Origin of the sequence: Nocardia huaxiensis, from assembly GCF_013744875.1 — a bacterium.
Taxonomy (GTDB): domain Bacteria; phylum Actinomycetota; class Actinomycetes; order Mycobacteriales; family Mycobacteriaceae; genus Nocardia; species Nocardia huaxiensis.
The window spans coordinates 2752583-2778997 of record NZ_CP059399.1 but is presented as its reverse complement, the minus strand read 5'-3'; the positions used below and the strand labels follow the sequence as shown (position 1 = coordinate 2778997).

At 66.9% G+C, this 26415-nt stretch carries 24 protein-coding genes, 1 pseudogene and 1 riboswitch; of the genes and pseudogenes, 9 read left to right on the top strand and 16 right to left on the bottom strand.

All coding sequences use genetic code 11. The features are described 5' to 3' along the window. The first annotated feature begins 66 nt into the window (after positions 1-66). On the top strand, positions 67-1317 hold the full coding sequence (locus tag H0264_RS12385) for a fatty acid desaturase family protein (protein ID WP_181584090.1): 1251 nt from the start codon (positions 67-69) through the stop codon (positions 1315-1317). Between the two features lie 113 nt (positions 1318-1430). Beyond that, positions 1431-2087: a 5,6-dimethylbenzimidazole synthase gene (gene bluB / locus H0264_RS12380; protein ID WP_420832058.1), complete on the top strand. Its 657-nt coding sequence runs from the start codon at positions 1431-1433 to the stop codon at positions 2085-2087. A 9-nt stretch (positions 2088-2096) separates the two neighbouring features. On the opposite strand, the gene H0264_RS12375 is transcribed toward bluB, so the two are convergent. Further along, the gene (locus H0264_RS12375) at positions 2097-2531 is read right to left on the bottom strand and encodes a hypothetical protein (protein WP_181584089.1); all 435 of its coding nucleotides are present in this window, start codon (positions 2529-2531) and stop codon (positions 2097-2099) included. 183 nt (positions 2532-2714) lie between these two features. Here H0264_RS12375 and H0264_RS12370 point away from each other — a divergent pair, with 183 nt between their 5' ends. After that, a complete protein-coding gene (locus H0264_RS12370; RefSeq protein WP_181584088.1) occupies positions 2715-2939 on the top strand; it encodes a hypothetical protein in 225 nt (74 codons plus the stop codon). 73 nt (positions 2940-3012) lie between these two features. Continuing rightward, a complete protein-coding gene (locus tag H0264_RS12365) occupies positions 3013-3606 on the top strand; it encodes a GyrI-like domain-containing protein (protein ID WP_181584087.1) in 594 nt (197 codons plus the stop codon). Between the two features lie 5 nt (positions 3607-3611). Here H0264_RS12365 and H0264_RS12360 read toward each other — a convergent pair whose 3' ends face one another. From H0264_RS12360 to H0264_RS12330, 7 genes and pseudogenes are all read right to left on the bottom strand, one after another. After that, a complete protein-coding gene (locus H0264_RS12360; protein WP_181584086.1) occupies positions 3612-4904 on the bottom strand; it encodes an acetyl-CoA C-acyltransferase in 1293 nt (430 codons plus the stop codon). A gap of 128 nt (positions 4905-5032) precedes the next feature. Further along, positions 5033-5755 carry a ribosome hibernation-promoting factor, HPF/YfiA family gene (gene hpf, locus H0264_RS12355; RefSeq protein WP_420832057.1) on the bottom strand — a complete coding sequence of 241 codons (723 nt, stop codon included), beginning with the start codon at positions 5753-5755 and terminating at the stop codon, positions 5033-5035. Between the two features lie 196 nt (positions 5756-5951). Then, the gene (locus H0264_RS12350) at positions 5952-6596 is read right to left on the bottom strand and encodes a ComF family protein (protein WP_181584085.1); all 645 of its coding nucleotides are present in this window, start codon (positions 6594-6596) and stop codon (positions 5952-5954) included. A gap of 106 nt (positions 6597-6702) precedes the next feature. Beyond that, positions 6703-8502 carry an MtrAB system accessory lipoprotein LpqB gene (gene lpqB / locus H0264_RS12345; RefSeq protein ID WP_181584084.1) on the bottom strand — a complete coding sequence of 600 codons (1800 nt, stop codon included), beginning with the start codon at positions 8500-8502 and terminating at the stop codon, positions 6703-6705. Between the two features lie 515 nt (positions 8503-9017). Continuing rightward, positions 9018-10640 (bottom strand): annotated as a pseudogene (gene mtrB / locus H0264_RS12340) (MtrAB system histidine kinase MtrB); the annotation flags it as partial. Beyond that, positions 10637-11314, bottom strand: a complete 678-nt coding sequence (mtrA, locus tag H0264_RS12335) for an MtrAB system response regulator MtrA (RefSeq protein WP_029931579.1) — start codon at positions 11312-11314, stop codon at positions 10637-10639. The gene mtrA and the pseudogene mtrB, both read right to left, overlap by 4 nt. A 78-nt stretch (positions 11315-11392) precedes the next feature. Continuing rightward, positions 11393-12040: a dTMP kinase gene (locus tag H0264_RS12330; RefSeq protein WP_181584083.1), complete on the bottom strand. Its 648-nt coding sequence runs from the start codon at positions 12038-12040 to the stop codon at positions 11393-11395. A gap of 106 nt (positions 12041-12146) precedes the next feature. Between H0264_RS12330 and H0264_RS12325 the strand changes: the two genes are divergently transcribed. Both H0264_RS12325 and H0264_RS12320 read left to right on the top strand, forming a co-directional pair. Next, complete coding sequence (locus H0264_RS12325; RefSeq protein ID WP_181584082.1) at positions 12147-13250, top strand: glycerophosphodiester phosphodiesterase; 1104 nt, start codon at positions 12147-12149, stop codon at positions 13248-13250. A gap of 295 nt (positions 13251-13545) precedes the next feature. Next, complete coding sequence (locus H0264_RS12320) at positions 13546-14028, top strand: hypothetical protein (RefSeq protein WP_181584081.1); 483 nt, start codon at positions 13546-13548, stop codon at positions 14026-14028. A 359-nt stretch (positions 14029-14387) separates the two neighbouring features. Here the strand turns inward: H0264_RS12320 and ahcY are convergent, their stop codons facing one another. The 4 genes from ahcY to H0264_RS12300 all read right to left on the bottom strand — a co-directional run bounded on the left by ahcY (position 14388) and on the right by H0264_RS12300 (position 19519). Further along, complete coding sequence (gene ahcY / locus H0264_RS12315; RefSeq protein ID WP_181584080.1) at positions 14388-15863, bottom strand: adenosylhomocysteinase; 1476 nt, start codon at positions 15861-15863, stop codon at positions 14388-14390. A 54-nt stretch (positions 15864-15917) separates the two neighbouring features. Then, entirely contained in the window at positions 15918-16994 is a 1077-nt protein-coding gene (locus H0264_RS12310) for an alkane 1-monooxygenase (RefSeq protein ID WP_244976167.1), read from the bottom strand. Positions 16995-17267: 273 nt separating this feature from the next. Further along, the gene (locus tag H0264_RS12305) at positions 17268-17960 is read right to left on the bottom strand and encodes a response regulator (RefSeq protein WP_181584078.1); all 693 of its coding nucleotides are present in this window, start codon (positions 17958-17960) and stop codon (positions 17268-17270) included. Next, entirely contained in the window at positions 17957-19519 is a 1563-nt protein-coding gene (locus tag H0264_RS12300) for a sensor histidine kinase (RefSeq protein WP_181584077.1), read from the bottom strand. The genes H0264_RS12305 and H0264_RS12300 overlap by 4 nt, the downstream gene beginning before the upstream one ends. Before the next feature lie 117 nt (positions 19520-19636). Here H0264_RS12300 and H0264_RS12295 point away from each other — a divergent pair, with 117 nt between their 5' ends. Beyond that, positions 19637-20998 carry a cation:dicarboxylate symporter family transporter gene (locus tag H0264_RS12295; RefSeq protein ID WP_181584076.1) on the top strand — a complete coding sequence of 454 codons (1362 nt, stop codon included), beginning with the start codon at positions 19637-19639 and terminating at the stop codon, positions 20996-20998. Positions 20999-21133: 135 nt separating this feature from the next. Here the strand turns inward: H0264_RS12295 and H0264_RS12290 are convergent, their stop codons facing one another. After that, a complete protein-coding gene (locus tag H0264_RS12290) occupies positions 21134-21571 on the bottom strand; it encodes a 6,7-dimethyl-8-ribityllumazine synthase (RefSeq protein ID WP_181584075.1) in 438 nt (145 codons plus the stop codon). 78 nt (positions 21572-21649) lie between these two features. After that, positions 21650-21817, bottom strand: a riboswitch (FMN riboswitch). A gap of 83 nt (positions 21818-21900) precedes the next feature. On the opposite strand from H0264_RS12290, the gene H0264_RS12285 reads away from it, so the two are divergent. Continuing rightward, the gene (locus tag H0264_RS12285) at positions 21901-22581 is read left to right on the top strand and encodes a DUF8020 domain-containing protein (protein ID WP_181584074.1); all 681 of its coding nucleotides are present in this window, start codon (positions 21901-21903) and stop codon (positions 22579-22581) included. Between the two features lie 4 nt (positions 22582-22585). On the opposite strand, the gene H0264_RS12280 is transcribed toward H0264_RS12285, so the two are convergent. Genes H0264_RS12280 through cofD form a run of 3 tightly spaced genes read right to left on the bottom strand, consistent with a single transcriptional unit; the run spans position 22586 to position 25520 of the window. Then, the gene (locus tag H0264_RS12280; protein WP_181584073.1) at positions 22586-23104 is read right to left on the bottom strand and encodes an NUDIX hydrolase; all 519 of its coding nucleotides are present in this window, start codon (positions 23102-23104) and stop codon (positions 22586-22588) included. A gap of 40 nt (positions 23105-23144) precedes the next feature. Continuing rightward, positions 23145-24521, bottom strand: a complete 1377-nt coding sequence (locus H0264_RS12275; RefSeq protein WP_181584072.1) for a coenzyme F420-0:L-glutamate ligase — start codon at positions 24519-24521, stop codon at positions 23145-23147. Positions 24522-24560: 39 nt separating this feature from the next. Further along, positions 24561-25520: a 2-phospho-L-lactate transferase gene (gene cofD, locus H0264_RS12270; RefSeq protein WP_181585488.1), complete on the bottom strand. Its 960-nt coding sequence runs from the start codon at positions 25518-25520 to the stop codon at positions 24561-24563. A 625-nt stretch (positions 25521-26145) separates the two neighbouring features. On the opposite strand from cofD, the gene H0264_RS12265 reads away from it, so the two are divergent. After that, entirely contained in the window at positions 26146-26373 is a 228-nt protein-coding gene (locus H0264_RS12265) for a WhiB family transcriptional regulator (RefSeq protein WP_040861059.1), read from the top strand. The last annotated feature ends 42 nt before the right edge of the window (positions 26374-26415 follow it).

Below are 26415 nucleotides of genomic sequence, written 5' to 3'. Positions count from 1 at the left end.
TTCGACACGGAAGAGATTCAAACCGTCGTAACCTACGGAGCCGTAACCTACGGTACTGTAACCAGCATGGCGATCTCGGATGTCAAGGAATACGCACACCTCACCCCGGAAGACGTGGAAGCGATCGGCGCCGAACTAGACGCCATCCGCCGTGAAATCGAATCGTCCCGGGGCGAGAGCGACGCCAAGTACATCCGCAATGTGATCCGCCTGCAGCGTGGCCTGGAAATCTCGGCGCGCGGCGTGCTTTTCTTCAGCCTCTTCCCGCCCGCCTGGATCGCGGGCACGGCAATGCTGGGCGTGGCCAAGATCATCGAGAATATGGAGATCGGCCACAACGTCATGCACGGCCAGTGGGACTGGATGAACGATCCGGAAATCCACTCCACCAAATGGGAATGGGACAACGCCGGCCCGTCCGAGCACTGGAAGATCACCCACAATTTCCTGCACCACAAGTACACCAATGTGCTGGGCATGGACGACGACATCGGCTACGGCCTGCTGCGCGTCACCCGCGATCAGCGCTGGTCCCCCTTCTACCTGGGCCAGCCGGTGTACAACCTGCTGCTGCAGATGTTCTTCGAATACGGCGTCGCCATCCAGCATCTGGAGCTCGGCAAGGTCGCGAAGAAGAAGTGGCCGGCCGGCAGCCCCGAGCGCATCCAGTTCGAGGAGGACCGCAAGGTCGTCCTGAAGAAGATCGGCAAGCAGGCCGCCAAGGACTACCTGATCTTCCCGCTGCTCACCGGCCCCGCCTTCCTGGGCACGCTGACCGCCAACCTGGGCGCCAATATCATCCGCAATGTGTGGACCAATGCCGTCATCTTCTGCGGCCATTTCCCCGACGGCGCGGAGAAGTTCACCAAGGCCGATGTGGACGGCGAAACCCAGGGCGAGTGGTACCTGCGCCAGATGCTGGGCAGCGCCAATATCTCCGGCGGCCCGCTCATGCACTTCATGACCGGCAATCTCTCGCACCAGATCGAGCACCACCTGTTCCCGGACCTGCCGTCGAACCGCCTGGCGTCCATCGCGGTTCGCGTGCGCGCCCTCTGCGACAAGTACGACCTGCCCTACACCACCGGTTCGCTGCCGGTGCAGTACGCCAAGTCGTGGCGCACCATCATGAAGCTGTCGCTGCCCAACAAGTATCTGCGCCGCAGCTCCGACGACGCCCCGGAAACCAAGTCGGAGAAGGCTTTCGGCGGCGAAGGCTACGTCGATCCGATGACCGGCCGCTACCGGGGCCTGCGCACCGCCCTGAAGCAGGGCCGCAAGAAGCTGTCCCGCCGCGAGCCCGCGCTCGTCGGCTGATCCTGCCGTTCACTCGTCGATGCCCCCGCCGATTCCCGGCGGGGGCATCGTCGTCCCGGCTGGGTCCCGGACCCGCCGTGCCGCCGGCCGACCGGCCTGGTTCACTGGAGGCCGTGTGTTCCGAAGGCCCGATCGCCGAAGCTGAATGTCTGAGCGTCTACGACGCCATCCGATTGCGTCGCGATGTGCGCGCGGAATTCACCGGGGAGGTCGTGGACGACACCACGCTGCTGCGGATTCTCGAGGCCGCGCACCGCGCGCCGAGTGTCGGTAACTCGATGCCGTGGGATTTCGTGGTGGTGCGCGAGCCGGCGACCCTGCGCCGCTTCGCCGATCACGTGGCGGACAAGCGACGCGAATTCCACGAGTCGCTGCCGGAGGACCGGGCGGAGACCTTCAACCCGATCAAGATCGAGGGCATTGTCGAGTCCGGCACCGGCATCGTCGTCACCCACAACCAGCAGCGCGGCGGCACCCATGTGCTGGGCCGCGCGACCGTGCCCGAAACCGGTCTCTACTCCACGATTCTGGCCATCCAGAACCTGTGGCTGGCGGCGACCGCCGAGGGTGTGGGCGTCGGCTGGGTGAGCTTCTACGACACCCCGTTCCTGACCGAGCTGATCGGCGTCCCCGCAGGCGTGAAACCGGTGGCCTGGCTGTGTGTCGGCCCGGTGCACGAATTCCAGCGGGTGCCGGATCTGGAGCGTTTCGGCTGGCGCAGCCGCCGGCCGCTCGAGGCTGCCGTGCACTGGGAGAGCTTCACCGCCTGAGGGCGGCGGTCACTCCTGGTGGCCGACGACTCGCACGTTCTCCAGGTGCACCACCGGATCATTGACCCCGTTCTGCCCGGTGACGGTGATCGTGCCGGTGAAAATGTCGCCCTGCCGCACCCCGCCCGCATCCGGGCCGATGATCTCGGCCCGCGCGCCGTCCACGGTGTAGAACTCGGCCGGGCCGTCGGTCACGAAGACCAGCGTCCACACCGCCACATCCGAGTAGACCAGCCCGTGCACCTCGAACTGTTCACCGGCATGGGCGCGGTAGTCGGTGAGGACCTGCTTCATATCGCGTCCCGCCAGTGGCTGCGCATCGACCGGAACCGGGTCGGCCCAGGCCACAGCGCCTTCGACAACAGCGGCTCCGGAAGCTCCGACGATGGTCCCGATCCCGATGGCTGCGGCGGCAATTGTGCTCTTGCCGAACATCTTTCGCATCCGTCCTGATCGTTTTCCCGTCACTACAAGATGCCCAGTCGACAGCGATCCGAAACCCCCGACCGGGCGTGTCACACCGGCGCTCCCCCTGAAACTCGCGGGTTGGGTCGGTGATCACACGTCGATAGTCTCGCCACCACCGGGCGGCAGGGGTCGTCCGGCAGCTAGAGATCGAGAGCAACCGTGAAACGAATCCTCATCACCTCCGCCATGGCCCTGTCCCTCGCCGCCGTCGCCGCACCGGGCGCACAGGCGCAGACCGTTGCGCCGGGCACCGCGGAGTCCGTGGCCACCCCGTGCCTGCCGTGGGGCAGCACGGCCGCCTGCTATCCCGGCAACCCCCTCGAATGGCTGATGGAAACCCTGGTCAGTGGGTCGTCGGCGCTGACCGGTTCAGCGAAGAAGTAGGTCCGGCCCCGGGACCCTTTCGGGTCGGCATGGCGTTGACTCTCCCGTCACGGGAGAGATCAGAATCGCTGGCATGGACACACTGGATTTCAAGAAGGCGTACCGGGACCTGTACGCGGCGCGGCGGGAACCGGTGCTGCTTACCGTGCCGCCGCTGCCGTATCTCATGATCGACGGGATCGGGGATCCTGACGGGGCGGAGTACAAGGCGACGGTGGGGGCGCTCTACGCGGTCGCCTATGGGATTCGGGGGCTGCTGAAATCTGCTGGGACGGTGGTGTATTCGGTGCCGCCGCTGCAGGGGCAGTGGGATGGCGGGCCGACGGCCGACCGGTCGACCTGGACCTACACCATGATGATTCAGCAACCGCCGCAGGCGGATTCGGCGTTGGTGCAGGAGGCGTTCGCGGTTACGCGGAAGAAGAAGCCGGATGCGCCGATCGATCGGGTGCGGTGGGAGATCTTCGACGAGGGCGAGAGCGGGCAGATTCTGCATGTGGGCCCATATGCGACCGAGCCGCCGACCCGGGATCGGCTCATGGAATTCCTTGCCGCGCAGGGGAAGAAGCTGCGCGGACGGCATCACGAGATCTATCTGTCCGCACCGGGCCGGGTAGCGCCGGAGGCCATGAAGACACTCATCCGCTACCCGGTCACGGCGATCTGAACGGGTCAGACCCGTTCGAGCACGGCCGAGGCGCCGATGCCGCCTGCGGCGCAGATGCCCAGCAGGGCAGTCGATTTGCCGGTGCGGGCCAGTTCATTGGCCATGGTGGTGACCATGCGCGCGCCGGTCGCGCCGAAGGGGTGACCGAGCGAGACCGAGCCACCGTGCACATTGAGCAGTGCGGGGTCGATCTCGCCGACGGCGGTGTCGCGGTCCAGGCGAGTCTTGGCCCATTCCGTGCTGGCCAGCGCGGACACCACCGAGAGGGTCTGCGCCGCGAAAGCCTCGTGAATGTCCACGAAATCGATGTCGGACAATGACATTCCGGCCTTGTCGAGGGCGCGCGGCATGGAGATGGCGGGGCCGATGAGCACCTGGTCGCGCGGGTCGACGCTGACGAAACTCCAGGAGCGGAAGGCGGCCAGCGGCTCGAACCCGAGTTCGCGGGCCTTGTCCTCGCTCATCAGCAGGACCGCGGACGCGCCGTCGGTGAGCGGGCTGGCATTGCCCGCGGTGACGGTGCCGCCCTTGGCGAAAACCGGTGCGAGCGTGCCCAGTTTCGCCACGCTGGTGCCCGCGCGCACGAGGCCGTCTCGGGTGATGGTCTTGCCTTCAGGGGTGGTCACCGACAGCACTTCGCTGTCGAAGCGCCCGGATTCGATGGCGGCGGCGGCTCGATGATGCGACCGCGCCGCGAACTCGTCCTGCGCGGCCCGCGTGATGCCGTGGATGCGCGCCATCTTCTCGGCGGACTCCCCCATCACCTCGCCGGTGGTGCGTTCCTCGATCTTGGGCCGGCGCGGCACGATGTCGGTGAACGGCGCGAGTTGCATGGCGGCCGAGAGGTAGTCCTTCGGCTTGGGTCTGCCCAGCGCCAGCGGCGCGGCGGCGTGCACGATCTTCTGCGGCAGCTTCACCTCGGCATTGCTGGTGGAGTCGCTGCCGCCGGCGATCATGATGTCGTATTCGCCGCGCTCGATGGCGGCGGCCGCCGACACCACGGCCTGCAACCCGGAGGCGCACGCACGCGTGACGGTGTAGCCCTCGCACCCCGGATCCAGTGCCAGATCCAGCGCGATCTCACGCGCGATATTGGGCGCCCCGCTGGGCAGGATCACCCCGCCCCACACGATGGCCTGCACCGAATCCTTGCGCAGCCCACTGCGTTCCAGGAGTCCGCGCACGGCCGTATCGGCCAGGTCGATGGAGTCCATACGGGTGTAATCGGTGAATGCCCGCACGAACGGGGTCCGCGCCCCGGCGACGATGACGGCACGGCGAGCGCCCTTGGTAGCCATGACATCAGTTGTAACTGATACACCGTGTCACAGCAAGTGCGCCGACAGGCATACCGGCGACCAGGCCGCACAGAGATGCCAGCGACCGGGGCCCTGCAAGCCCCGGCCGAAAGTGGATGAATGCGCGCCTACGCTAGCCGGATGAGGCCGTAGTCGAAGGCGTGGCGGCGGTACACGACCGACGGTCGGTCGGTCTCCTTGTCCATGAACATGAAGAAATCGTGTCCGACGAGCTCCATCTGATAGAGGGCGTCGTCGATGGTCATGGGAATCGCCGGATGGGTTTTGGTGCGCACGACGTGGCCGGGGCCCGCATTGTCGGCTTCGGCGTCATAGGCCGAGTGTTCGTGTGCATCGGAGGATCCGTTGGTGGCAGCGAAGAGTGAATCGTCGATGAGTCCTGCCGTCGCCTGCGATACCGAGATGGGCGTCTTGTCGCCGTGGTGGACATTGCGACGGTCCTTCATGCGGCGTAGCCGGCTCGCGAGTTTCTCGACCGCGAGCTCGAGCGCGGCGTAGAAACTGTCCGCGCAGGCTTCGGCCCGGACGACCGGACCCTTGCCGCGAGCGGTGATCTCGATCCGCTGGCAGTTCTTGCGTTGACGACGGTTGGGTTCGTGGGTGAGTTCCACGTCGAACAGGTAGATGGTCGGATCGTAGCGCTCCAAGCGAGAGAGCTTGTCCGAGACGTGGATTCGGAAATGTTCGGGAACGCCACCCTCACCGAGAGTTCGTCCCTTGACCACCACGTCCGCGTGCGTCGCCCCGCGGGGCTCGTCGGGAACAGTGGCATCGTCCAGCAGCACCGTGGTGTCTGCGTTCTTCGCTGAAGGTCGTGAAGTAGTCGTCACGCGTACCTCCCGGATCTGGCCGCACAAGCCGCTCGTGCGGCGGGATTGAAACGTGTGCCGATCGTCGGTGTCTCAACGGAAACCGCTCGGCACATGATGTCCGAGGCGCCACCTCCAAACGTCGAGTTCGGGTGTCTGATCGCCAAGTTAGTCCGCCAGCGACCTGTCCGCCAGTGTTCACGCAAATTTCGAAGAATCAAGCGTGGCACGTCACCAGCACGGCACAAACCGGCACACCCGTACCAGCCAGCACCCGCACCGACTCACTCGCCGTCGTACCGGTGGTCAGCACGTCATCGATAAGCACTACCTGGGCATTTGCCGGAAACCACCCCCTCGTCGAGGAGCTCGGTACTACGATGATCCGCCCGCGTACATTGTGCTGCCGGTCGCCCGCGCCCAGACCGACCGAATCCCGCACACCGGGCCGGAACCGCAACATTCGTACCAGTTGGCTATCGGTCAGCCAACCTGCGGCGACGCGTGCCGCACGCACCACGGGGTCACCGCCGCGACGGCGCGAGGCGCTGCCGCGACTGGGTGCGGGCACCAGGATCAGGGGGCGGGAGGTGTCCCGTAATCGGTTCAGCCCCCTGGCCAGAGCCGTGCCCAGCGGGGTCGCCAGATCGCGGCGATGCTGTTCCTTGGCGGCCAGCACGGCCCGTCGTGGCACGCCCCGATAGGCGGCCAGCGCCCAGCACGGCACCCCGGGATCGGCGCGCGGGCGAATGCGGATCGGCGGGCCCGACAGCGATCCGGCGCAGTCGGCGCACCAGCCCGTTCCACTCGCTCCGCAGCCGCCGCAGGTGCGCGGCAGGATCAGATCCAGCAGCTCCCCCATACCCTTCAGTGTGCGCGCAGAACCTTGCCTACCGGCGCGAATACCCCCAGAACAAGCCGAAATACGTGTACAGCGGGCTAGAACGGACCCGCCGCTCGGACCGTCCCTAGCCCGGCAGCACCGGGACCGCATTGGCCCCGAGACCCGGGACCTCGCGCCAGTATTCGCCGCCCTCGGGATTGCGGGTGAGTTCCAGCACCGCGCGGGAATCGGCCACGTATTCGTGGTCCGGGACGGCGCTCACGACGCGCACCGGCGGGGTCAGGTTCTGGGTGGTCTGGGCCTGGAAACCGGAGCCGTCCACCAGGACCGTCGCCACCGGATCGATATTGCCCTCGCGGACCAGGACCACCTTCTCGTCGGTCTGCCAGTCCACGGACACGACCGGCGTGGTGAGACCGACCGCCAGCGGCAGCGGCGAGGTGAGCGCGAACCTGCCGCCCGGCTGCGGGGTCACCACGGCCAGGTACACCTTGCCGCCCGCCACGAGTGCGGCCCGCGCCCCCGACGGCGAGATGCGCAGTTCGGTGATGGGCCCGCGCGGCACCGAGCCGTTCGAATTGGCCTGCGCCGCCATCAGTTCGGTGATGTCCACGTCCTGCAGCGACACATTGCCGGTGGCGCGGTCGTGCACCGCGCGTTTGACCTTCTCGCCGTCCACCACCGTCCACGCGGAACTGCCGTCGGCGGGCCAGGACGGCCGGGTGAAACTGCCGGCGGCGTCCACCGGGAAGCCCTGGCCGTCATAGGTGCCGATGATGAGGGTGCGGCCCGGTTCCGGTTCGGGCCGACCGGAATTGGCGACCGCGGCGACCAGCTGGGCATCCGGGGACACCGCCACCGACTGCAGGGTGTGGGTGGTGCCGAAGAAGCCGGGCGCGGGCGCGATGCCGTTCTCGCCGACGCTGATCAGCGAGCCGTCACGCACCGCGTGCAGGCCGGCGCGATTGCGGGCCACCGCGTTCGGGCCCATGTCCTCGACATCGGAGAGCTGCCAGCCGGCGGCGTAGCGCTCGTCGAGGGGCTTGCCGTCGGCGAGCAGCACGTACGGGCCGATCACGTCGGCGCCGGCGAGGGTGAGCACGACCTGGGTGGCCAGCAGGTCCTTGGCCTTCTGGTCGAGCGCCGCGGCGCCGCTGAAGTCCACCTGCACGCCGCCCGCGCCGACGCCCACATTCTCGGTCTCGCCGTTCGCCTTGGTGATGGGTCCGCGCAGGGTCACCGGTGTGGACAGCGGGTTGCGGACGGCCGGTTCGAGTGCGGTCTGCGAGCCCTCGGCGAGCAGGCCGAGCAGGCGCTGCGGGAGCTGGTCCTTGCGGACCGAGACCCAGCGCAGGTCGGGCACCATGGCCTGGCCGGCCAGGTTGGGGAAGAACAGCGAATACCGCTTGTAGGACTTGGCGAACGCGGTCTGCTCCACGATCACGCCGGACGGGAGGGCGTCGACGCGCCATTCGCCGTCTACCTTCACCAGCTCGACCTTGTTCTCCAGGGTGCCGTCGCTGGCCCGGTAGGCGCCGTCGGGTGAGAGTTCGCCGATCTTGCGCGCCCGGATCACATAGGTGGCGGTGTCGGCGGTCCGCGACTCCCGCAGCGTGTCCGGCCGATCCACGATGGTCGTCCCGGCCGAATCGTCCCAATTCACATTGGCCGACGGCGACAGGAACTGCCGCGCCGCCTGATGGCGGTTGGTCGGATCGGCGGTCGCCTGCAGGAAGTCACGCAGCAGCTGATCCGGCTCCCGGCCCGAAATGGGCGGCGCCGGTTCGGCACTGGTGGGCTGGCGATCGAGCGTCCCCAGTGCCTGCGGTGCGGACGAATCCGGCAGGCTGGCGCAGCCCGTCATGCCCAGCACGCAGCCGAGCACGACGAGCGCCCGCAGCAGGCGCGAGGACGCCGGCCTCATGGCCGGCCGTCCCCGGCACTCGGCGGTTGCGCCGCGTCTCGCCGAACTGTGCTGTCCCCGTTGCCTTCCGGGCCACCGACATCGGTCGCCGCAATGCTGTTGTCGCCGTTGGCCTCTGCTCCCGCGGCCGCATCGGCTCGGAGGGCGTTGCCGTCGCCGTGGTCGTCCGCGCCACTCGTACCCGTGGCCGGGGCCACGTCGTGCTCCGGCTCGGCGGCGTCGCCGCCCTGGTCTTCCGGCGCGACGATGGTGTGGGCTTCGCTGTCGAACCGGACGAATCCTTCGAACGGGATGTCGTCCGAGCCGGATTTGGTTGCGGCGATGGGTGTTTCGGCGGGGAGGCCGATCGCCGGCGCGTCCGGATCGCTTCCGGGCAGGCCGGAGCCCGGTGCGACCGCGGCACCGGTGGGGCCCGTGCCGAATTCGGCGGGGGCGGTGGACGCGCTGTCGCCCTCGGCCGGGTCGGAGCCGGGTTCGCCTGCGGTGGAGCCGGATTCGGGTGAACCGGCTTCGAGGGCGAGCGGTTCGACCAGGCGCGGCTTCTTGGGCGGCTCCAACGGCAGTGGGCTGGTGCCGAGTTTGCGGCCGCGAATGAGCGGCAGGGTGAGGCGGAAGCTCGCGCCCTGGCCGATCTCGCCCCAGGCCTCGAGTTTGCCCTCGTGCAGGTTGGCGTCCTCGACGCTGATGGACAGGCCCAGGCCGGTGCCGCCGGAGCGGCGCATGCGGGAGGGGTCCGAACGCCAGAAGCGGTTGAACACCAGCTTCTCCTCGCCGGGCCGCAGGCCCACGCCCTGATCGCGCACCACGATGGCGACGGCATTGGCGTCGGTGTCGCCGCGCATGCGCATGAGCACCGGTTTGCCCTCGCTGTGGTCGATGGCGTTGGCGAGCAGATTGCGCAGCACGCGTTCCACGCGGCGCGGATCCACCTCGGCCACCAGGGGTTCCTCGGGCATGTCGACGACGAGTTCGACGCCGGATTCCTTGGCCAGGTGCCGGACCGTGGACACCGCGGCCCGCGCGCACATGCGCACGTCCAGCGATTCCACCTGGAGTTCGGCGACACCCGCGTCGTGGCGGGAGATTTCGAGCAGATCGTTGAGCAGGCCCTCGAACCGGTCGAGTTCGTTGACGAGCAGTTCGGCGGAGCGCGCCAGCGCCGGGTCCAGGTCGTCGCTGGATCCGTGGATGAGGTCGGCCGCCATGCGCACCGTGGTCAACGGCGTGCGCAGTTCATGGCTGACGTCGGATGTGAAGCGGCGCTGCAGATTTCCGAACTCCTCCAATTGCGTGATCTGCGTGGACAAGCTCTCGGCCATCTCGTTGAACGACATGGCCAGCCGGGCCATGTCGTCCTCGCCGCGCACCAGCATGCGTTCTTTCAGACGGCCGTCGGCGAAGCGGCTGGCGATGCGGGCGGCCGAGCGGATCGGCAGCACCACCTGGCGCGTCACCAGGGCGGTGATGGCGGCGAGCAGGACGAGCAACACGATGCCACCGATGAGCATGGTGCCGCGCATGAGGGACAGCGCGCTCTTCTCATTGGTGAGCGGGAAGATCAGGTAGATCTCGAGCGTGGGAATGTCGGCGGCGGGGCTGCCGATGATCAGTGCGGGTCCACGATAGCCGTCCGGATCGGAGACCTGTGCGAACTGATAGCTGACCTGCCGTTCCTGCACGAAATGTCGCAGTTCCGGCGGGATTTCCTGGATCGGCCCCGCGGTCAGCTCGTTCTGCGAATCCCCCACCATGACCAGCGCGGAGTCGTAACTGCCTGCGGCGCCGCCGGATTGGGAGCCGCCGCTGCCCGCGAGCGCGCGGCGTGCGTCCTCCAATCGGGACAGCTGGGTGCTCGAATCGTGCACACCGGTCAGCGTCGCCTGCACGGTGTTGCGCGCACGGCCCATCTCCTCGACGGCCGCGTTGATCTTCGAATCCAGCAGCCGGTCGGTGATCTGACTCGTGAGCACGACTCCGAGAATCGTGATCACGATCAGCGACAGGGTGAGCGTGGACACGACGACGCGCAACTGCAGCGAACGCCGCCATACGTGGCCCAGTTGCTCACCTACGGTGCGAAACCAGGCCACAACTACCGCCAGCCACCGCTCGAGGCGGTTTCTGGAGCCAGCGATCACGGCGGTCCGGCCTTGTAACCCACGCCTCGTACGGTCAGCACGATCTCAGGGTTCTCGGGATCCTTCTCCACCTTGGCGCGCAACCGCTGCACGTGCACATTGACCAGGCGGGTATCGGCGGCATGCCGGTAGCCCCAGACCTGTTCGAGCAGCACTTCGCGGGTGAACACCTGGCGCGGCTTGCGGGCCAGCGCCACCAGCAGATCGAATTCCAAGGGAGTCAGCGAGATCTGCTGACCGCCGCGGGTCACCTTGTGCGCCGGCACGTCGATGACGATGTCCGCGATGGACAGAAGTTCTTGCGGCTCCTCCTCGGTGCGGCGCAGGCGGGCCCGCACGCGAGCAACGAGTTCCTTCGGTTTGAACGGCTTGACGATGTAATCGTCTGCGCCGCTTTCCAAACCCAGGACGACGTCGACCGTATCGGTCTTCGCCGTCAGCATCACGATCGGCACTCCCGAGTCGGCTCGCAGCACCCGGCACACGTCGATGCCGTTCATGCCGGGCAGCATGAGATCCAGCAACACGAGATCCGGACGCAGCTCCCGGACCGCGGTCAGCGCCTGCGTGCCGTCACCGACGACGTGAGGGTCGAAACCCTCACCGCGCAAGACGATCGTGAGCATCTCCGCGAGAGCCATATCGTCGTCGACGACCAGAATCTTCGGCTTCATAACTACTATGTTGTCACCTTCCGCGCTCCGATCGGGCCGCCACGCCAACACTCGTGACCTGTCGGCGCACATCCAACCCTATCCAGCAACATTTTCCGCGATCCGCGCCGCGAGTGTTGCGGGATCGTCACCGGTCCGATGCACCCACCAGGGTCCGTGCCAATTCGTGTCCGCGAGTTCACGGTAGACAATTCCGGTGCGGCGCTGTAGTCCTCCGTCTTTTTCGTAGGCGTCGAGAGCGCGTGTCGCGTCGGCTTCGCCGCGCAGCCGGGCGCGTTCCTCGGCCACTTCGACGGGGACATCCAGGAGAATCTGCACATTCGGGACAGGCATCCCGAATCGCCCGAACTCCAATTCGCCCACCCAGCTCACGATTTCGCCGGTCGCGCCCTGCTCGAGGCGGGCCGCGTTGTAGGCGGCATTGGAGGCCACATAGCGGTCCAGTAGCACGATGTCATTGTCCGCCAACAGCTTCGACAGTTCGTCGCGGGCGTCGGCGCGATCCAGCGCGAACAGCAGCGCCATGGCATTCACCGATGCCGCGAGGTCGCCGTGCCGGCCGCGCAGCGCCTCGGCGGCGAGGTCGGCGTGCACGGAGCGGTCGTAGCGGGGGAACGCGAGGGTGGCCACGGTCAGCCCGCGCTCGCGCAGGTAGGCGACGACGGCATCGGTCAGCGTGCGTTTGCCCGCACCGTCGAGCCCCTCTACGACAACCAGCGCACCCATGGCCGCGAGACTACCGAATGACGGCCGATCGCAGGGTACGCGGTGCACAGGAGCGTGCCCTGATCGTCCCCCTATTGTTTGCCAGTAGATTGCTAGAGTCACGTTCATGACTTCCAAAGGAGCTAAGTCGAAGCAGCTCGAGCGCGCTTTTGCGGTCCTCGGAGTCGCGGTTGCCGCCTTCGGCGTGGCGGCCTGTGGCAATGATTCGGACAACAAGGACTCCGGGTCGTCGGCCACCAGCGCGTCGGCCAACCCCAACCGCCCCTTCGACCTGCAGGCCCATCGCGGCGGGCGCGGCATGACCATCGAGGAGTCCCTGCCCGGCTTCGCCAAGGCCATCGAACTGGGCGTGTCCACCCTGGAACTCGACATCGTGCTGACCAAGGACAGCGTGCCGCTCATCTGGCACGACCCGGTCATGCAGGCCGAGAAGTGCACCGACACCGCCCCGGCCTTCCCGGACGATCCGCAGTACCCGTACGTCGGCAAGCTGGTGCACGACCTGACCTACGACCAGGTCCACACCCTCGACTGCGGCAAGAAGCTCACGGGTTTCCCTGAGGCACAGGAACTTCCGGGCAACAAGATCGCCAAGCTGCCCGAGCTCTTCGACCTCGTGAAGTCCTACCCGGGCGCTTTCGAGAAGCTGCGCTACAACATCGAAACCAAGATCGAGGGCGAGAAGCGCGAACAGTCCGCCACCCCCGAGGAATTCGTCGACGTCATCCTGACGACGGTCGCCGAGGCCAATGCCATCGACAAGGTCGAGATCCAGAGCTTCGACTGGCGCAGCCTGCCCCTGGTGAAGGCCGCGAACCCGGCCATCCCGACGGTCGCCCTCTACGACGACTCCACCTTCAAACCCGGCAGCATGTGGCTGGGCCCGGTCAAGTACGAGGACTACCCCGACAACCCGCTCGGCGCGATCAAGGCTCTGGGAGCGAACATCTCGTCCCCCTCCTACGTGAACCCCTGGGATTCCGACGCCAAAGTGGGCGACGCCGGCTTCGAGCTCACCACCGACACCGCCTACGTGGCCAAGGCCCACGAACTCGGCCTGAAGGTCATCCCGTGGACGGTGAACGACAAGGACACCATCGCCCTCGTGCTCGATCAGGGCGTCGACGGCATCATCACCGACTACCCGAATCGGGCACGAGAAGTCATGCGGGAGAAGGGAATGCCGCTCCCGCCCGCCTTCCGTAAGTAGGAGCGCACCCTATACACGGGCGGAGGGTGATGTGCGCCGCGCGCCGGAAGGTCACATAAACTCCGCATGTCAGATATATTTTTTGTATGACCAGTGCTGAGAACTCGGGAAAGAAGCCGAAAACGACGTTGGCGGCGCTTCCCGCGACACGTGACCGCCTGGCCGCGATCGCCTCGCCCAACGAAACTGTGGACGAGACGCTCAATCGTGTGCTCGATGTGTACGAGTCGGTGAAGGTGCGGTGGCGGACAGCATTCGAAACGCGAACTGCCGCTGCACAGTCCGATGCGGAGGGGTGGGCACGAGGCGCACGGTGGGCCGATATGCTGGCGGATCGCGCCGCGGCACGGCGAGCCGCACGCGGATGACGGGCTACGTTTTCGACGACACCGTACTGCTCGCGTACGCGCACGGCTCGGCCGCAACCGCAGGCCTGATCGCACACCTCGCCGACCGTGCCACCCGCGTCGCGGTTCCCGCCGCCGCCTTGGCGGCGGCGAAAGCCCAATTGGATGAGGATCTTCGCGACGGACTCGATGGTGTCATCGACAACATGGACACCCTCGCACTGACGGGATTGTCGACCTTCGCCGACACCAGTGAGCTCGCGGACATCCTCGCCGCCGCGGAAGAGATCGACTGGCCCGCAGCTCATATCGTCGCAGTGGCACGGCATCTGGATTGGGAGATCATCACCCATGACAGCGCCCGATGGCAGGCTGCACGCGAGGCACTGCCGTGGCCGTTGCCACTGGTCGTGTTGTCCGATGACGATTGACGGTGCAGAGCCGAAGCCGGACGCCATCGATCATCAGGCGGCATGCGCACCACCTGGCGGCCGGTGTTTCCGGTCGCACCCGTAACCAGTGTTGTCACAGTCGAATTCCTTTCGCCGCGATCGACGTTAAGAGCTCAACCTTTGTTCAGGTCAACTGGTGGAAAGCCCGGAAAACTGGGGGCACCGTTCGAAGATCAACGGCGGCGGGAATCGGTACAGTGCGACGCGTACCTCCCCCTGCAAGGAGAGCACGCGGAAAACCTCCGGCCGGTCACCCCATGGGTGACCGGCCGGATTGCTTTGCGCTCCTGGGGGTTCGGGGGCGAAGCCCCTGAGAACCCCGAAGAGTTCGGGCTACCTCAGTAGCGGTAGTGCTCCGGCTTGAACGGGCCCTCCACGTCCACGCCGATGTACTCGGCCTGGTCCTTGGTGAGCTTGGTCAGGGTGCCGCCGAGCGCCTCGACGTGGATCTTGGCGACCTTCTCGTCGAGCACCTTGGGCAGGCGGTAGACCTCGTTGTCGTACTCCTGCGGCTTGGTCCACAGTTCGATCTGGGCGATCACCTGGTTGGAGAAGGAGTTCGACATGACGAACGAGGGGTGGCCGGTGGCATTGCCCAGGTTCAGCAGGCGGCCCTCGGACAGCACGATGATGGAGCGGCCGGTCTCCTTGAACGTCCACAGGTCCACCTGCGGCTTGATGTTCAGGCGGGCGGCGCCGGAGTTCTCCAGGGCGGCCATGTCGATCTCGTTGTCGAAGTGGCCGATATTGCCCAGGATGGCCTGTTCCTTCATCGCCTTCATGTGATCGAGGGTGATGATGTCCTTGTTGCCGGTCGAGGTGACCACGATGTCGGCGTCGGCGATGGCCTGCTCGACGGTGACGACGTCGAAGCCGTCCATGAGCGCCTGCAGCGCGTTGATCGGGTCGATCTCGGTGACCTGCACGCGCGCACCCTGGCCCTTGAGCGACTCCGCGCAGCCCTTGCCCACATCGCCGTAGCCGCACACGAGGGCCTTCTTGCCGCCGATGAGAACATCGGTGCCGCGGTTGATGCCGTCGATCAGCGAGTGGCGGGTGCCGTACTTGTTGTCGAACTTGGACTTGGTGACCGAGTCGTTCACATTGATGGCCGGGAACGCCAGCTCACCGGCGGCGGCGAACTGGTACAGGCGCAGCACGCCCGTGGTGGTCTCCTCGGTGACGCCCTTGACCGACTCGGCGATCTTGCCCCACTTGGTGCCGTCGGCCTCGAGCGAGGCGCGCAGCAGGTTCAGGAAGACCTTGTACTCGGCCGAGTGGGTCTCGTCCTCGGGCGGCACCACGCCGGCCTTCTCGAACTGGGCGCCGCGCAGCACCAGCATGGTGGCGTCGCCGCCGTCGTCGAGGATCATGTTGGCCGGAGCGTCGGGCCAGGTGAGCATCTGCTCGGCGGCCCACCAGTACTCCTCCAGGGTCTCGCCCTTCCAGGCGAAGACCGGGGTGCCCTTGGGCTCGTCGACGGTGCCGTGCGGGCCGACAACCACGGCTGCCGCGGCATGATCCTGGGTGGAGAAGATGTTGCAGGAGGCCCAGCGGACCTCGGCACCCAGGTCGACGAGGGTCTCGATGAGCACGGCGGTCTGCACGGTCATGTGCAGCGAGCCGGAGATGCGCGCGCCCTTGAGCGGCTGCACCTCCGCGTACTCGCGGCGCAGCGCCATCAGGCCGGGCATCTCGTGCTCGGCCAGGCGAATCTCCTTGCGGCCGAACTCGGCCAGGGACAGGTCCGCCACCTTGAAATCGATCCCGTTGCGGACATCAGGGGTCATCTTGCTGGACACGACGGTCGTCATCTGCCTCTCCTGGTCGGATGCTTCCCAAGAGAGGCTAGTCGAACTCTGTCTGGGTTAGGCAGCCGCCGCCAGCCCGTGGTCGGCGAGAATGCGAGCGCGCTTGCGCGGCTGGATGTTCGCCTGGGTGATGTCGCCGTTGTAGTGCGCCAGCAACCGCGGGTCCATGACCATGCGCCACAGTGGCGGGATGGCCGCGAGCAGGATCATGGAGGCGTAGCCGGCCGGAAGTTGCGGTGCTTCAGCCGAAGAGCGCAACGTCTGGTACCGGCGTCCCGGATTCGCGTGGTGGTCGCTGTGCCGCTGCAGGTGGAACATGAAGATGTTGGTCACCAGCCGATCACTGTTCCAGCTGTCGCGCGGCGAGCAGCGCGCCCAGTTGCCATTGGGACGGCGACGCCGCAGCAACCCGTAGTGCTCGACGTAGTTCACCGTCTCCAGCAAACCCGCGCCGATCACGGCCTGCAGCAGCAGGTACGGCAGAATCTGCCAGCCGAACGCCGCCATGAGCCCACCGAACAGCACGACGGTCATAGACCACGCCTGCAGGATGTGGTTGCGCACACTCCACCAGCGGTGCCCCTTGCGCCGCAGCCGATCTCGTTCCAGCGCGGTTGCGGAGCGGAAACCGCCCAGCACGCTGCGCGGCAGGAACTCGTACAGCGATTCGCCCATGCGGGCGCTGGCCGGGTCCTCCGGGGTGGCGACGCGGGCGTGGTGCCCGCGATTGTGCTCCACGAAGAAGTGGCCGTACGCCGACTGTGCGAGCGCCATTTTCGACAGCCAGCGCTCCAGCCGCTCGACCCGGTGCCCGAGTTCGTGCGCGGCGTTGATGCCGATGCCGCTGACGAAGCCGAGGGTGGCGGCCAGGCCCAGCTTGTCGACGACCGACAGCTCGTCACCGGACCACATGACGGCGGCGATGATCAGCCCGACCAGCTGGATGGGCAGGAAAAGATATGTGCACCAACGGTAGTAGCGGTCACTTGCCAGTAGCTCGTAGTCCTCGTCGCGCGGATTGGTGCCGTCTTCCCCGACGACCCAGTCCAGCACCGGTATAGCAATCAGGATGATGATCGGGCCGATCCACCAGAACACCTCGCACTCGGTCCGCAGGACCAACTGCGAGGGCAATAACGCGCACCCCGGGGCAATGAGCCCCAACACCCACAGGTGACGTTTGGGATCCGGCGAACCCGAATGTTTGCCGACCTTTTGCACGTTTGCCCCGCTAATCACTTACCTCGAAAATCTCGCAGGTAGATATGTACAGACTTTATGCCCGTTACAACACTCGTAGAACAGGATGGGTGGCAACTGTTACATCCGGAGCAGTTTGTTCCCGGGCAACCTGCACTGTGGTTGGCGTCACCGCACATCACAGGCAAACCGGTGGTGAACTCTCCGTCAGTGCAACCACTTATAGCGAACCCGTGGCCGCCCGGTTCGACCGTAGTCGGTTCGCCGTTCCACCACGCCGTCTTCGGCCATGCGTTCCAAGTATCGCCAGGCGGTAACCCGCGAAACGCCGACGGCACGCCCGGCCTCGCCCGCCGAGACACCGTCTGGCGCCGCGCGCACCGCCCGTGTCATCTCCTCCATCGTCTGCGGCGCAATGCCTTTCGGGGAGCTCGCGCGCGGTTCCGGAGTGCGCAGGACGCCGAAAGCGTGGTCGATGTCCTGCTGCGACACCGCCGTCTCACCCGCGGGCAGAGCCGCGCGGTATTCGAGGTAGCGCTCGAGCTTCTCCCGGAATGCCGAAAAGGTGAACGGTTTCAGCAGATACAGCACGACACCGTGCGCGACGGCGGACCGCACCATGGTCAGATCCCGCGCCGAGGTGACCGCGATGACGTCGGGGCGCGGACGCAATCCGGCCAGTGCGGCGGCGACCGCAAGACCGCTCATATCCGGTAAACCGATGTCCATGAGCACCAAATCGACCGGGGCGCCGTTACTTTGCGCCTTCCCGGCAGCCGCGATGGCGTCGCGGCCGGTGTGCACGACGGTCACGATCTCGAAGCCGGGCATACGGTCCACGTAGGACTTGTGTGCCGCAGCGATTTTCGGATCGTCTTCGACGATGAGAACCCGGATCATGGCAGAGACCTCGGCATTCGTGGGAACCGCACCAGCACAGCCGATTCCGGTTCCCGTATCGCTTCGAGGGTGCCACCGTGCCTGGCCACGAGCCGCCGCACCAGCGCCAGACCGAGGCCCTGATGATCGGTCTTGGTGGAGTACCCGCGTTCGGTGGCCCGCGTGAACACCTCCTCGGACATGCCCGGACCGCTGTCGGCCACGCGCACGAACAACTCCGACTCGTCGGCGGTGACCGCGACCTCCACCCAGGCGTCCTCGTCCCGTCCGACCGCGTCGAGCGCATTGTCGATGAGATTGCCCAGCAGCGTGACCATTTCGTGCGCGCTCAGCGGATCGGTCGCATCGACGGCGGTGTCGCCGGTGACGGTCAGTTCGACACCGTACTCCGCGGCCTTCTCCACCTTGCCGAGCAGCAGTGCGACCACAGCGGGTTCGGCCACCGCGCCCGTGAGCCGATCGATGAGGGCTTGGGACAGTTCGAGTTCCGCGGTCGCGAAGGAGACGGCCTCGCGATGCCGGCCGAGCTCCACCATGGTCACCACCGTGTGCAGTCGATTGGCGGCCTCGTGGGCCTGCGCCCGCAGTGACTCGGCGAAACCGCGCACCGAGTCGAGTTCGCCCATGACATCACGCAATTCGGTGTGATCGCGCAGGGTGAGCACGGTCCCGAGCGCCCGGCCGTCGTGTTCGACCACGTCCTGATTCACCACCAGCACGCGGTCGGCGGTCACGTGCATCTCGTCACGGACCACACCGGAATCCATGCGCTGCAGGGAAATCGGAAGGTCTGCGCGTCGCACCGGTCCGTCCGGCAGATCCAGCAGCCTTCGCGCCTGATCGTTGACCACCGCGGCTTCCTCTGTCTTGCTGTCGAATACGAGCAGCCCCTCGTGCACGGAATGCAGGACGGCGTCGTGATGCTCGTAGAGCGCGCGCAGTTCCGCGGGCGCGAGACCATGCGTCTGCCGTAACAGCCTGCGCCGCAACAGCAGTGAGCCGATGGTGGCCAGCAGCAGCCCGGCCGCCGCCGCGATCAGGATGATCGGCACCTGCTCGCGCACCTGATCACCGATATGACTGCGGGTGACGCCCGCCGACACCAGCGCCACGATGCGGCCGTCGGCGTCACGCACGGGCGTGACGGCACGAATGGAGGGACCCAGTGTCCCCGTGAAGGTCTCGGTGAAGGTCTCCCCCGCCAGGGCGCGATCGATGGTCCCGCTGAACGGGTGCCCGATCCGCGACGGATCGGTGTGCGTGTAGCGGGTGCGATCCGGCGCCATGACCACCACGAAGTCGACACCTGTTGCGGTGCGGATGCTTTCGGTGATCGGCTGCAACTGCGCGGTGGGGTCCGCCGACCGCACCGCCTGCGCGGTGGACGGCGCCCGCGCCAGCGTCACGGCGATATCGGTGACCGCCTGCCGGGTGGCGTCGTCCTGCGCGCGCCGTGCCTGCAGCACCGCCAGCGCCGCGCCCGCCGCGATCACCAGCACCAGCACCACGAGCTGCACGGCGAACACCTGTCCGGCCAGGGTTCGTCTGCGACCGATCACCGCACCTCCACGTGAACAAAACTTACGAAACAGTGACCCGCGTCACTGTCGAGGTAATCATTCAACACACAAACCGGTGAGCGGGCTCACACAGGCGGCACTCGAAGGACACACCCGATGAGCGAGACGACAATTCCACAGCAGGCGCCCGCGCGCCGCGACCGCACCCATTGGCTGTACATCGCCGTCATCGTGGCCGTCTTCGCGGGCATCCTGGCCGGCTGGCTCGCACCCGGTTTCGGTAAGCAGGTCGGCGAGCTGGGCACGCTCTTCGTGAACCTGATCAAGATGATGATCTCGCCGGTCATCTTCTGCACCATCGTGCTCGGCATCGGCTCGGTGCGCGCGGCCGCCAAGGTCGGCAAGGTCGGTGGCCTGGCCATCGCCTACTTCCTGCTCATGTCGACGGCGGCGCTGGCGATCGGCCTGGTGGTCGGCAATCTGATCCAGCCCGGCACCGGACTCGATGTGGCCGGGCACGCGAAGGATGCCGCCAAGTACGCCAAGGACGCGAGCAGTGCGGGCGGCACCTGGGATTTCATCAAGGAGATCGTGCCGACGAGCATGCTCTCGTCGCTGACCTCCGGCAAGGTGCTGCAGACCCTGTTCGTGGCGCTGCTGGTGGGTTTCGGCATCCAGGCCATGGGTTCGGCGGGTGAACCGCTGCTGCGCGGGATCGCGCTGGTGCAGAAACTGGTCTTCCGAATCCTGACCATGATCCTGTGGCTGGCCCCTATCGGCGCCTTCGGCGCGATCGCGAATGTGGTGGCGCGCACCGGACTCGACGCGGTCAAACAGCTGGCCCTGCTGATGGCGGCCTTCTACCTGACGTGTGTGGTCTTCGTCTTCGGCATCCTCGGCGTGCTACTGCGGGCCGCCGCAGGCGTTTCCATCTTCAAGCTGGTCCGCTACCTGGCCCGCGAATACCTGCTCATCGTCGCCACCTCCTCCTCGGAGTCGGCGCTGCCCCGCCTCATCGCCAAGATGGAACACGTTGGCGTGGAACGCACCACCGTGGGTGTCGTCGTCCCGACGGGCTATTCGTTCAACCTCGACGGCACCGCCATCTACCTCACCATGGCCACCCTGTTCGTGGCCGACGCCATGGGCAACCCGCTGTCCTGGACCGAACAGCTGGGCCTGCTCCTCTTCATGATCATCGCCTCCAAGGGCGCGGCCGGCGTCACCGGCGCGGGCCTGGCCACCCTCGCCGGCGGCCTGCAATCCCACCGCCCCGAACTACTCGACGGCGTGGGCCTGATCGTCGGCATCGACCGCTTCATGTCCGAGGCCCGCGCCCTCACCAACTTCTCCGGCAACGCGGTAGCCACCATCCTCATCGGAACCTGGACCCGCACAATAGATTCCACCCGAGTCCAGGCAGTCCTGGACAAGGAAATCCCCTTCGACGAAACCACCATGGTCGACGACCACCCCGCCGAACAGCTCCCCACCGAGAAAACCCCGGTTCCCGCCTGACCCCAACCCCATCCGGGAACCGGCCAGCGGACACCCCTGCATCTGTCCGCGACCCCACCCCTGCCCCACGCTCCCGCCACCTCCGCGCCGGGCGGAGCGGAGAGTGGCAGGGGTGGGCTGCTTTTCAGCGTCCGATCAGACGGCGGTGGTCTCCCGCACCGTGGCCGCGATGGCGTTCGCGAGTTCGGTGCCCTTCACGGTGAAATGGCGGGTGAAGTAGTCGAGGTGTTCGCCGTGCTCGTGGAAGTGGTGCGGGGTGAGCACCGCCGAGAAGACGGGGACGTCGGTTTCGAGTTGGATGCGCATGAGGGCGTCGACGACGGTGGAGGCTACGAAGTCGTGGCGGTAGATGCCGCCGTCGACGACGAGGGCTATGCCTGCAATGCCGGCGTATTGGCCGGTGAGGGCCAAACGTTTGATGCGGAGGGGGATTTCGAAGGCGCCGGGGACCTCGATGATGTCGACTTCGGGGAAGCCGTGGTCGGCGAGGGCGATCTGGGCGGCTTGGACTGCCTTGTCGACGATGTCGGCGTGCCAGCGGGCGGCGACGAGGGCAATGCGGTTGGGTGACATGAAATCTCTCCTGTTCGCTATGTCACCCAGGGCAACGACGCGAACAGGCCGGGCCGCGTGTGCGGAACGGCTGTACGGTCGCGTTCTCTTTCATCCGGACTGTGACCGTCGGCTCCGGGATCGCACCGGGATCTGCTTGTCCCGCTGTATCCGTGGATACGGCGGCGCTCGCGGGCTCGTGCGCGCCGAATCGGTTCGGGCGCCATGACCGCCGGTGGGGAATTTCACCCCGCCCTGAGAACGTGTACGGGACCGAATGTAACACGGGCGGGTTCACGAAACCTTCACAGATCGGCGCGCATCGTGGGGCTGTGCCAGGGAACGTTCGAATGACATTGCGCAGGAACATGTTTACGGCCGCCACCGTGGCCGTCGCACTACTCTCGGGAGCCGGAGCGGCCCACGCCGGGACACCCGATGTCGGCTATGAGACGAAGGTGGTCGACGGGAAGGTCGTCACCACGCTCACGCACGGCACCTTCGTGACGGCCACCGACCAGCGGACCGTCGAGATTCGGGACGAAGCCGGAACGACCGTGCTCACCATGCCGCTGTCGTTCCGGCAGGACGGTATGGAGTACCCGCTGCCGAGCCGGGTGCGGGATGCCGGACGGGTGCTGGAACTCACCGTGGTCAAGGATCCGGCGACGGCCCGGCCGGTGGCGGCGACGCCGCGAAAAGCCGTCCCGGTGGCCACCGCCGCGACGGCACCGGCGACCGCCGCGCCGATCGCTTCTCCGGCCGAGGATCAGAAGGCCATCGATTCATTCCGGGCCAAGCTCGGATTCGCCACTGCCGTAGGCGGTTTCATCGGATCACTGCTGGGCGGCGCGGTCGGCCTGCTGGGCATCATCGGCGGACCGACGGTGATCGCGAGCGTGATCGCGGGTGTGGCGTTCGGCGGGGCGGTCGGCACCCTGATAGCCGGTGGGCCGACGCTGGTGGCCGCGGGACTCGATCTGCTGAGCACGCTGACCGCCGCCCCGGGCACCACCAAGTGGAACAACTGACCGGCTAGACCAGCAGCACGTCCGCGTCGGCCGGCAGCGCGTCCACCGGCCACCAGCGCAGATCGGTGGATTCCGAACTGCGCACGGGCACAGCGCCTTCCGGCGCCTTGATCTTGAACAGCAGATCGAGGTGCCGGGTGGGCACGCCCAGCGAGCAGGTGATGGGGTGCGCTTGCGCGCCGTACAGTCCGGGCTCCAGCGTCAGATCCGGAATCCCCGACTCCTCGGTGGCTTCGCGAAAAGCCGCGGCCGCCACCGATTCGTCGGATTCCTCGCAGTGCCCGCCCAATTGGATCCACCGGCCCACCCGGGGATGCAGGGTCAGCAGCACTTCGCTCTCGTCGTGCGAGAACACCACCGCCGAGGCCGTGATGTGCCCGGCCGCGTGCTCGCGCAGGCATCCGCGCGGCGCGGAACCCAGGAAGGCGAGCATGGCCTCCCGCAGCGACTGGTCCGGACCCGTTGCGGGCGACCAGGTTTCGAGCAACTCCGTGGCGGACCTGTGCAGTGAGTCAGCGCTCACGAGCACACCTCCGCATCCGCCGCTCCCCTGCCCACCCGGGTCACAGCTCCACCAGCCCGATGCCGGGCTCCCGGAGTTCACGCGGCGCGAGTTCCTCGAGCGGGTAGCCGATAGCGATGGCCCCCAGGGGATTCCAGTCGTCGGCCAGACCCAGCACCTCCCGCGTCACCTCGGGCGCGAAGATGGTCGACCCGATCCAGCAGCTGCCCACGCCCTTGACCGCCAGCGACACCAGCAGCCCCTGCACGGCCGCGCCCACCGCCACGGTGAACATGGTCGACTCGGCCGCCCGGCGACGCTCGTCCGGGTAGTCGTGCGCCCCGTCGGGCACGCAGAACGGGATGATCATCTCGGGTGCGTCGAACAGAATCTGCCCCCGCTTCACCCGGCGCTCCACGCTTTCCGGCGTCCGCCCGTCCCCGGACAGATCCTCGCGCCACTTCTCCGCCATGGCTTCGAGCAGCTGGGTGCGCAGCCCACGCCGCCGCACCCACACGAACCGCACCGGCCGGGTGTGATGCGGCGCGGGCGCGGTGAGCGCCGCGCCGACCGCCGCCCGGATCACCTCCGGTTCCACCGGGGTGTCGGCGAACTGCCGCACCGAACGCCGCAGTGGCACAGCCTGATTGCGCCCGAGCTCGATGGCCTCCGCGGTGCCCAGCCAGAACAGGTCCTCCACCCCGCGCCGCGGCAGGTCGGCGGCGGTGGACCCGTCGTCGGTGTATTCGAATCCGCGCACCACCGCGATGGGCACGCCACCGAGCTTGCCCTTCACCAGATCTCCGGCGGCGGCGAGTTCGTCGGCGACGGCGACCAGGGTCACGTGCAGTTCATTGCCCTGCCCGTCCACGGCTCCGTTGTAGTCGTGCATGACACGCAGCCCGGCCGAGCCGATGGCGGCGTCGATCTGGCCATTGCGCCACGCGCGCCCCATGGTGTCGGTGATGACCACGGCCACCTGCACCCCGAGCTTCGCCGCGAGCGCGGCGCGCAGAGCCTTGGCACTGGCGTCGGGGTCGACCGGCAGCAGCACGAGTTCGCCCTGCTCCACATTGGAGCCGTCGACCCCGGAGGCGGCCTGCACGATGCCGAGTTTGTTCTCGGTGATGAGGGTTCGGTTCTTGCGCGCCAGCACCCGGACGGCCTCCTGCCGCACCAGCTCCCGTCGTGCCGCGTCGCGTTCCTCCGGATCGGCCGGCGCTTCGACGATGCGGCCCTCCACCTTGGCGACGATCTTGCTGGTCACCACCAGCACGTCCCCGTCCTGCAACCAGGGCGCCTGCGCCGCAACGGCTTCGGCGAGGTCGTCGCCGGGCCGGAATTCGGGCAGCCCGAGGATCGGCAGTATGCGCAGTTCCCCGCCCGAGGCGTGATCGCCCAGGGACACGGCGCTACCCGGCGCGTTCGATTCAGTCACGAGCTCACTCCCGCAGATCGATAGGTGTGGTGGTGGCGGTCAGGGCTTGAGCCCGGCGATATCCAGTGCCTCGCGGACCATTTCGGCCGTGGCCGCGGGATCGGTCATCAGCAGCGGCACACTGCGCACCTCGACGCCGGGCACATCCGCGGTGTCGGTGCTGTGAATGAGCCAGCCGTCGAGGATGCCGGTTGCCGAGCGCGCGCCGTAGTAGTTGCCGACGGCCTCCGCCGTGGTTTCCACGCCGATAACCGACAGGCATTCATCGGCCATGCCCCGCAACGGCTTTCCGCCGATGACCGGTGAGAGGCCGATGACCTTGGCCTTCGTGGTGCGCAAAGCCCCTCGCACACCCGGCACGGACAGGATCGCGCCGACGCTCACGACCGGGTTCGACGGGGCCAGCAGCACGACGTCACTTGAATCTATGATTTCCGTCACACCTGGACCCGGTTTCGCCGCATCCGCCCCAATAGTCACGAATCCATGGGTCTCGACGTTGGCCCGGTACCGAACCCACCACTCTTGGAAATGGATCGCGCGGCGTTCGCCAGGGTTCTCCGGGTCGCCGATAACGACATGCGTTTCACATCTGTCGTCGGTTGCCGGAAGGAGTTTCACACCCGGTTGCCAGCGATTGCAGAGCGCCTCGGTGACCTGCGAGAGCGGGTATCCCTGGCGCAGCATTTCGGTGCGGATGAGATGGGTGGCGATATCGCGATCGCCCAGGCCGAACCAATCGGGCTGGGCCTTGTATTTCGCCAGCTCCGCTTTGGCGTTCCAGGTCTCGTTCGCATGCCCCCAGCCGCGTTCGGGATCGATGCCGCCACCCAGGGTGTACATGCAGGTGTCCAGGTCAGGGCAGATGCGCAGGCCGTGCATCCAGACGTCGTCGCCCACATTGACGATGGCCGTCACGTCCGCGCCGGGGAGCAGTTCGCGCACGCCCAGCAGGAAGCGCGCGCCGCCGACTCCGCCGACCAGTACCGCGATCCGCAGGCCGGTGCCGGGCGCGGTGTCCGCTTGTTCTCGAGTCACATCCGCACAGCCTATGCGGTGCGGGCCCGAGAACGGCCCGCGGAGTATTTGCTGCAAATTTGCTATTTGATCTGCGACAACACGCTCGAAAGGGGTCGCGGATGGTAACGGAATAGCTTCGGCAGCTTGACCATCAGCGCGCCCGGCGTGTCTAATCACAGGCATGTCATTCCGGGTCCGCGTGAGAGTGCAAGGCGCGGACGGGTTTTCGAACAGACGTTCGCACAGGAGTGACGGGTTCGGGGATGGCCGCGGGACTACGCCGCGGTGTTGGGCCGTCGGTGAGATCGGCTCCGGCGGATTAATCATTCTGCGCTAACCACAGTGAGGAGGCGGAGCGATGGCCGATGAGCTGGCCCCGTCGGGCTTTCCAGGCGGTGTATCGCAATCCGATTCCCAAGCGGGCGCAGCACCTAGCTTCTGCGCCGACGAACGGGACGGATACGAGGGGGGTGAACCGATGACGATTCGACCGGGGGGCGGACAGTGGGCGAGAGCTGCGTATCAGCCCGAACCCCCACGCCTGAGCCTGATCGTCACCGGCTCCGATGATGGTGTGTTCGACAGCTTTTCACGAGGCCGCCAGATGACGGAGGCCGAACAGTGGCAGGAACGGGCGCTGTGCGCCCAGACCGATCCGGAGGCGTTCTTCCCCGAGAAGGGCGGCTCCACCCGCGAGGCCAAGCGCATCTGCATGGGTTGCGAGGTGCGCGACGAATGCCTCGAGTACGCCCTCGCCAACGATGAGCGCTTCGGCATCTGGGGCGGGCTCTCCGAGCGCGAGCGGCGACGTCTCAAGCGGGGCATCATCTAACGGCACCGGACGTGTAAAACGTTGCGGTAGAGGACTTTCCGC

Excerpts from the sequence above, each read along its gene's own strand:
- H0264_RS12330 (WP_181584083.1), bottom strand. The coding sequence starts at position 12,040 with ATGGGTGCGCTGGTTGTCGTAGAGGGGCTCGACGGTGCGGGCAAACGC.
- H0264_RS12290 (WP_181584075.1), bottom strand. The coding sequence starts at position 21,571 with ATGTCACCCAACCGCATTGCCCTCGTCGCCGCCCGCTGGCACGCCGAC.
- H0264_RS12265 (WP_040861059.1), top strand. The coding sequence starts at position 26,146 with ATGACGGAGGCCGAACAGTGGCAGGAACGGGCGCTGTGCGCCCAGACC.
- H0264_RS12285 (WP_181584074.1), top strand. The coding sequence starts at position 21,901 with ATGACATTGCGCAGGAACATGTTTACGGCCGCCACCGTGGCCGTCGCA.
- H0264_RS12385 (WP_181584090.1), top strand. The coding sequence starts at position 67 with ATGGCGATCTCGGATGTCAAGGAATACGCACACCTCACCCCGGAAGAC.
- lpqB (WP_181584084.1), bottom strand. The coding sequence starts at position 8,502 with ATGAGGCCGGCGTCCTCGCGCCTGCTGCGGGCGCTCGTCGTGCTCGGC.
- H0264_RS12325 (WP_181584082.1), top strand. The coding sequence starts at position 12,147 with ATGACTTCCAAAGGAGCTAAGTCGAAGCAGCTCGAGCGCGCTTTTGCG.
- H0264_RS12295 (WP_181584076.1), top strand. The coding sequence starts at position 19,637 with ATGAGCGAGACGACAATTCCACAGCAGGCGCCCGCGCGCCGCGACCGC.
- H0264_RS12305 (WP_181584078.1), bottom strand. The coding sequence starts at position 17,960 with ATGATCCGGGTTCTCATCGTCGAAGACGATCCGAAAATCGCTGCGGCA.
- mtrA (WP_029931579.1), bottom strand. The coding sequence starts at position 11,314 with ATGAAGCCGAAGATTCTGGTCGTCGACGACGATATGGCTCTCGCGGAG.
- H0264_RS12375 (WP_181584089.1), bottom strand. The coding sequence starts at position 2,531 with ATGCGAAAGATGTTCGGCAAGAGCACAATTGCCGCCGCAGCCATCGGG.
- ahcY (WP_181584080.1), bottom strand. The coding sequence starts at position 15,863 with ATGACGACCGTCGTGTCCAGCAAGATGACCCCTGATGTCCGCAACGGG.
- H0264_RS12360 (WP_181584086.1), bottom strand. The coding sequence starts at position 4,904 with ATGGCTACCAAGGGCGCTCGCCGTGCCGTCATCGTCGCCGGGGCGCGG.
- H0264_RS12350 (WP_181584085.1), bottom strand. The coding sequence starts at position 6,596 with ATGGGGGAGCTGCTGGATCTGATCCTGCCGCGCACCTGCGGCGGCTGC.
- H0264_RS12365 (WP_181584087.1), top strand. The coding sequence starts at position 3,013 with ATGGACACACTGGATTTCAAGAAGGCGTACCGGGACCTGTACGCGGCG.